At 73.6% G+C, this 5,567-nt stretch carries 3 protein-coding genes and 2 pseudogenes; 2 read left to right on the top strand and 3 right to left on the bottom strand.

Annotated elements, in window-relative coordinates; genetic code table 11:
• The 3 genes and pseudogenes from KBX53_RS20370 to KBX53_RS20360 form a co-directional block, all read right to left on the bottom strand.
• Window positions 1-715 (bottom strand): annotated as a pseudogene (locus KBX53_RS20370) (hypothetical protein); the annotation flags it as partial.
• 67 nt (window positions 716-782) lie between these two features.
• Window positions 783-2,330, bottom strand: coding sequence for an FAD-dependent oxidoreductase (locus KBX53_RS20365; RefSeq protein ID WP_210861045.1), 1,548 nt, complete (start codon window positions 2,328-2,330; stop codon window positions 783-785).
• A 45-nt stretch (window positions 2,331-2,375) separates the two neighbouring features.
• On the bottom strand, window positions 2,376-2,864 hold the full coding sequence (locus KBX53_RS20360) for an MSMEG_6728 family protein (protein WP_030327842.1): 489 nt from the start codon (window positions 2,862-2,864) through the stop codon (window positions 2,376-2,378).
• Between the two features lie 95 nt (window positions 2,865-2,959).
• Between KBX53_RS20360 and KBX53_RS20355 the strand changes: the two are divergent.
• Together KBX53_RS20355 and KBX53_RS20350 are read left to right on the top strand one after the other, a co-directional pair.
• Window positions 2,960-4,945 (top strand): annotated as a pseudogene (locus KBX53_RS20355) (TrkA family potassium uptake protein).
• An 89-nt stretch (window positions 4,946-5,034) separates the two neighbouring features.
• Window positions 5,035-5,567 (top strand): BTAD domain-containing putative transcriptional regulator (locus tag KBX53_RS20350; protein ID WP_210861044.1); only part of this gene is annotated, 533 nt, incomplete at its 3' end.

Here is a 5,567-nt window from a genome sequence, read left to right as displayed (position 1 = left end):
GGCCGCGTAGGGCCCGGCTCAGCGCGGCCGGCGTCGGCTCGGTCGGGTCGCCGTGGCCGGCGCGGTCGACGGCGCTCGCCCAGTCGGCCAGCGACCGGCGCACCACCGCGGCCGAGTATGGCGGCAGCACGCTGGCCAGCTCGTCCAGCCACCGGCTGTTCTGGACGTGCCGGCCGCCGAACTGCCGCAGCAGCTGCGTGACATCACCGGCCCGGACGGTGTCGGCCACTGATCGGCCCAACCGGTAGGCCAGCCCGACCCGGTGGTTGGCGGCCATCGCCCAGCGCAGCACCTCCACGTTGAGGTCGTCGAGGGCGAGCAGCAGCGGCACCGGGTCGGCGGGGTCCGGCTGGCCCGGGTCGGGTAGCAGGGTCCGGGCGGCCGAGGTGTCGGGCACCGGCCCGGTGTGCCGGGTGAGTTCGACGATCTGGGCCACCGCGACGTCCACCCCGTCGAGGTACATCCGCATCCGTCGGTGCGCGGACATCTCGGTGAGGTTGGAGAGCTTGGCCGGCGGTACGGCGGGGCGGGTCTCCGCGAAGGCGCGGGGCTGCGCCTGCTGCCCGTGGTGGTAGGCGTCCGCCATCCACCAACCGAGCCGCAGCGCGGTGACGATGCAGGCGCGCTCGTCGCGGATCAGCGGGTACGTGTCGTCGCGGCCGATCTCGTCGATCGACGAGCCGTGGTCCGCGCCGGCGCGGTGCAGTGGTGACATCTCCCGCTGCCCTCCCGCCCGGCCGATCGACGGTTGATCATTCGAGCGTACGGCAGCGTGCCGGGGCTTATGTGGTGTTTTGTCGATTCAGCCTGCCGGCCAGCAGCCCACGCGGCCGGATCGAGCGCACCGGCTCCGCGGCGGCGCCCTCGGCCCGCAGGATGTGGTTCGCGGCGATGATCCCGGTCGCGGCAGAGCGTTCCATCAGCGCGCTCGGGAAGTCCGTGGCGATGCCGTCCCCGGCCAGGTAGACGCCGGTCGCGTCGGTGCGTACCCCCGGCCGCCAGGAGTGGCTGCCCGGCGTGAAAGCCGGCGCCTGCGCCTCCACCCGCGCGCGCAGCTCGCGGACCCGCAGGTCGCCGGCCTCCGGCCAGAGCGCGACCAGCTCGCGGCGCATCCGCTCGGCCAACTCCTCGGCCGGCACGCCGGGTTCGCAGGCGTACGCGTGCAGCTCGATGACCGACCCGCCGGTCTGCCGCGCCCAGCGGCGCGACTCGTTCTCCAACCGGTGGTAGAGCGTCACCGAGTCCAGAGTGGGCTGCCGGGACACCCCGCTGAACACCGCGCGTTCGGCGGCGACGTCCCCGTCACACCAGTACCGGGCCACCGCGTACGGCGGGCCGGGGGTGCCGAAGGTGGGCATCCGTGCCGCCAGCTCGGGTGCCCGCTCGGCCAGGTCCGGCGAGGCCGCGACCAGTGCGGCGAGCGCCGGTGGGTCGACGGCGAGCACCACGTGGCCGGCCGGGTGGCTGCCGCCGTCGGTGGTGGTCACCCGCCAGCCCTCGCCGTCGTGGTGCACCCCGGTGGCGGCGCAGTCGGTGAGGATCCGACCGCCGTGCTTCTCCACGTACCGGGTCAGCGGCTGCCAGATCGCCGTGGCGTAGTCCTCGTCAGGGCAGTCGAAGGCCAACCCCTCCGGGTTGCCGAGCAGGTAGAAGTGGAACTGGGCGACCATCTCGGCCGCCGACATCTCCGCCTCGTGGTTGAAGAACGAGTGCGAGAAGACCTCGAACAGCATCGCCCGCGCCCGGTCCGGCAGTCGCAACGACGCCAGCAGCTCGTCGGCGGTGGTGTCGTCCAGGTCGGCGTAGGTGCGCACCGGGTCGTAGCTGAGCAGCGGCAGCGCGGCGTCCCGATCCATCACCCGCAGGTCGGCCAGACGCAGGCTGGGGCTGCGCAACAGCAACGCGAGCAGGTTCGCCGGAGGTGCCGGGGGCAGCTTGCCGAACTCCTCGGTGGGCCACTGCTCGCTGAGAATCGGGTAGCCCGGAATGGCCTTGAGGAAGCCCAGGTCACCGTCGACCCGGCGGAGGATGGACCGCCAGTTGTAGTACTGCCGGAAGAACGCGTGGAAGCCGTGCTCGTTCTGCTGGCTGCCGTCGGGGAGCGCCTCCGGCCAGGCACCCAGTCGACCGCCCAGCGTGGGCGCCGCCTCCAGCACGGTGACCGCCACACCCCGTTCGGCGAGCACCACCGCCGCCGACATGCCGGCGATGCCGCCACCCACCACCAGCGCCGTGGTCGGTCGCGGCACCCGGTCGGCGCCACCGCCGCCCGGGTCCACCAGGTGCTGCCGTACGCCGATCAGCCGACCTACCACTTGCGACAGCGCCATGGGCCCAGTCTGCCCCACCTGCGGCCCAACGGCCTGTTCAGAGCCCTAGTCGGTCGGCAGGCATCGGCGGGGGCGGTCGGAGGCGGGCCAGACGTACTCCAGATCGTCTGGCACGTCGTCGCCGAACAGTGGGCGGTAGTGCGCCGGGTCCTTGCGCAGCAGCGACGAACGGTGACTCAGGTGCAGGTCGTCGCGGCCCAGCCAGGGTGGCAGCTCACCGGCCTCGGCCAGCTCGTCCTGGGTCCGGATGACACCCGGCCCGCAGGCGGCCGTGAGGTCGACGGTCATCGTGGTGGCACAGGTGTCGGCCCGCCCCGGCTCGGTCCAGACCGCACACATGTCCAACCCGTAGCGGACGAGCGCCTCCTCGTACCCGGCCCACATCTTCACGGCCGGGTGGTTGCGCCAGCCGTACCCGGGTCGGGTGAGCCCGCGCAGCACCTGGATGGCCTCCACCCGCTGCTTGCCCAGCCGCTTCTGGTCCAGCGTGCGGGCGCTGGCCAGAAAGCCCGGGTACGGGAGGAACGTCTGCATGGCGCTGCTCTACCCGCCGTCGGAGTGGGCATGCCTGGCCCGGGGATGATCCGGACAGGGTCGCCCAGCATGGCCGTGCTGATTACGATCCGGGCATGGCGGAGCCGTGGCGGGACCGGGCGCGACGGGCGGTCGAGTGGAACTGGCGGCTGCGATCCGTCGGTGATCCGCGCCCGCACTACGTGATCTGCGGGAAGGATGCCCTCGCCTACTACGTGGCTCGGGCGATGCTCGAATCCGACCTGCCGGCCGGTGGGGCCCGGGTCACCGTCGTGGTGCCGGAGCGCTACCGCAGCAACGGGCCGGACGTGGCCGGGCTGCGTGGGGTCCGGGTGGTCCGCTCGGACCGGCTGGACGTGGACACCTTCGAGGCCGCCGGTCTGGCCGGGGCTGCCGGGTTGGCCCTGCTGAACCAGGACGACGTCGGCAACCTGCACGCGGCGCTCTGCGCGCAGGCCGTCGACCAGCGGGTCCGCCAGGTGCTGCGGATGTTCAACGGCACCCTCGCCGACGGCGTACGCAAACTGCTGAAGGCGCCGGTCGAGGTGCTCTCCGACGCCGAGATGGCCGCGCCGGCCTTCGTGGCCGCCGCGCTCAACGAGGTCGACCCCAGCTCCTTCCAGCATCGGGACAAGACGCTGCGGGTGGCGCGGCGAGCCGACGTCCGACCGCAGGACGTGGTCTGCGCGTTGGCCCACCTCACCGAGGCGCAGGGCGTGGAGTTGCTGCCCGCCGAGCAGGCCGGCGCGGACCTGGTGCTCGCCGAGGCGACCGGGCAGCCCCCGGGCACCGAGGTCGCCGCCCGTCGGCTGGTTCGCGCGCGCCGGCGGCGTCGTCCGGTCGCTGTGGTGATGGGAGCGGTTCGCGGCTTCGCCACCCGCAAGATCGGCGTCGCGGTGATGGCGGTGCTCGCGCTGATGGCGGTGCTGGGGGCGCTGATCTCCCGGGCCGAGGACGTCTCCCCGTTGGAGGCGCTGTACCTGACGCTGGTCACCACCCTCAGCGGCGCCGACCCGGACACCACCAAGGCACCGGACGCGCAGATCATGCAGGTGGTGCTCAACCTGGCCGGGTTGGCGCTGATCCCGCTGATCACCGCGGTCGTGGTGGACGGCATCGTCAACGCCCGGCTGGCCCTGCACACCGGCCGGCTGCAACCGGCGCGGGTCGGGCACGTGGTGGTGATCGGCTTGGGCAACGTCGGCACCCGGGTGATGGCGCAGCTGCGCGAGTACGACGTCGAGGTGGTGGCGATCGACAAGGCCCCGGAGCCGCGCGGTGCGGCACTGGCCCGCCAACTGGAGGTGCCGCTCATCGTCGGCGACGCCGCGTTGCCGGAGACGCTGGTGGCCGCCTCGGTGGCGGACTGTCAGGCGCTGGTGGTGGCGTCCACCGACGACGTGGCCAACCTGGAGGCAGCGCTCGCCGCTCGCGACCTCCGCAACGACCTGCGGGTGGTGCTGCGGTTCTTCGACGGTGACTTCGCCGAGCGGGTGGAGGAGACCTTCGCCCTCGGGGTGTCCCGGTCGGTCTCCTACCTGGCCGCACCGGCCTTCATCGGGGCCCTCACCGAACGCGCCGTGATCACCACCATCCCCGTGGACAGGCACGCGCTGCCGGTCGCCGAGGTGCCGGTCGCCGCTGGCTCCGAACTGGACGGTCGGCCGCTGGACGTGGTCAACCGGGACGGGCAGGTCCGGTTGATCGCACGCACCCCGGCGGGCGGTGCCAAGACGATCTGGTGGTAGGACCTCGCCCCCCGGCAGGTGATCTTCGCGGGTGACCGGCTGACCGTTGTCGCCCGGCGGCGCGGGCTGGACTGGCTGACCCGGCAGTGCGCCCCGCCGGCCCGACCGGGCCCGATCCCCCGACCGGCCGGGGCGGTCCACGGCGGGGTGCACGCCACGGCGGCGGCACCCCCCTCGGTGCCGGGCCCGACCGACTCCGAGGTCGCCGCCTCGGCGCCCGGCGCGGCGCATCCCGTTCCTGCCGCCGGGGAGGCGCCCTGGGCGACCAACGGCGACCAACCCGACGGACGTGAGCTGCCCCTCCGGAATGACGGCACCCGCGAGGAGGGCTGACGCCATCCCGACGCGGCTGAGCCTCCCGATCCGTGAGGTCGGCTGGTCGGGCCGTGGGAACCGGCCGGCACTGCGCGACAATCCATGGCATGCGTTTCCGCATCCTGGGGCCGACCCAGGTGGTGCTTGCCGACGGGCGCGAGGTCCCCGTCGGCGGTCCGCGGCTGCGCACCCTGCTGGCGCTGCTCCTGCTCGACGCGGGCCGGGTGGTCTCCGCGGAACGGCTGATCGACGGCCTGTACGGGGAGCATCCGCCCCGGGGAGCGGCAAACGCGTTGCAGTCCCAGGTGTCGCGGCTGCGCCAGGCCCTGCCCGTCGGGCACGACCCGGTCGAGTTCCACCCGGCCGGTTACCGCCTCGCCGTGGATCCCGACGACGTCGACGCGTACCGGTTCGAAGGGCTCGCCGAGGCGGGACGCCGCGCGCTCGTCGACGGCGACTGGAGCCGGGCGGCGGCCCTGTTGCGCGAGGCGCTGGAGCTGTGGCGAGGCCCTGCGCTGGCCGATGCCATCGGCGCCTCCGCGCAGGCCGCCCGGTTGGACGAGCTGCGGTTGGCCGCCGGCGAGGTCCGGGTCGAGGCGGTCCTGGCGTGGGGCGCGGACGGCGTTCTGTTCGCGGAGCT

The sequence above is a fragment of the Micromonospora sp. M51 genome (assembly GCF_018070305.1).
Lineage (GTDB): Bacteria > Actinomycetota > Actinomycetes > Mycobacteriales > Micromonosporaceae > Micromonospora > Micromonospora parva.
The sequence above is the reverse complement of the archived record's forward strand: the minus strand, read 5'-3'. Positions and strand labels throughout refer to the sequence as shown.

Excerpts from the sequence above, each read along its gene's own strand:
- KBX53_RS20365 (WP_210861045.1), bottom strand. The coding sequence starts at position 2,330 with ATGGCGCTGTCGCAAGTGGTAGGTCGGCTGATCGGCGTACGGCAGCAC.
- KBX53_RS20360 (WP_030327842.1), bottom strand. The coding sequence starts at position 2,864 with ATGCAGACGTTCCTCCCGTACCCGGGCTTTCTGGCCAGCGCCCGCACG.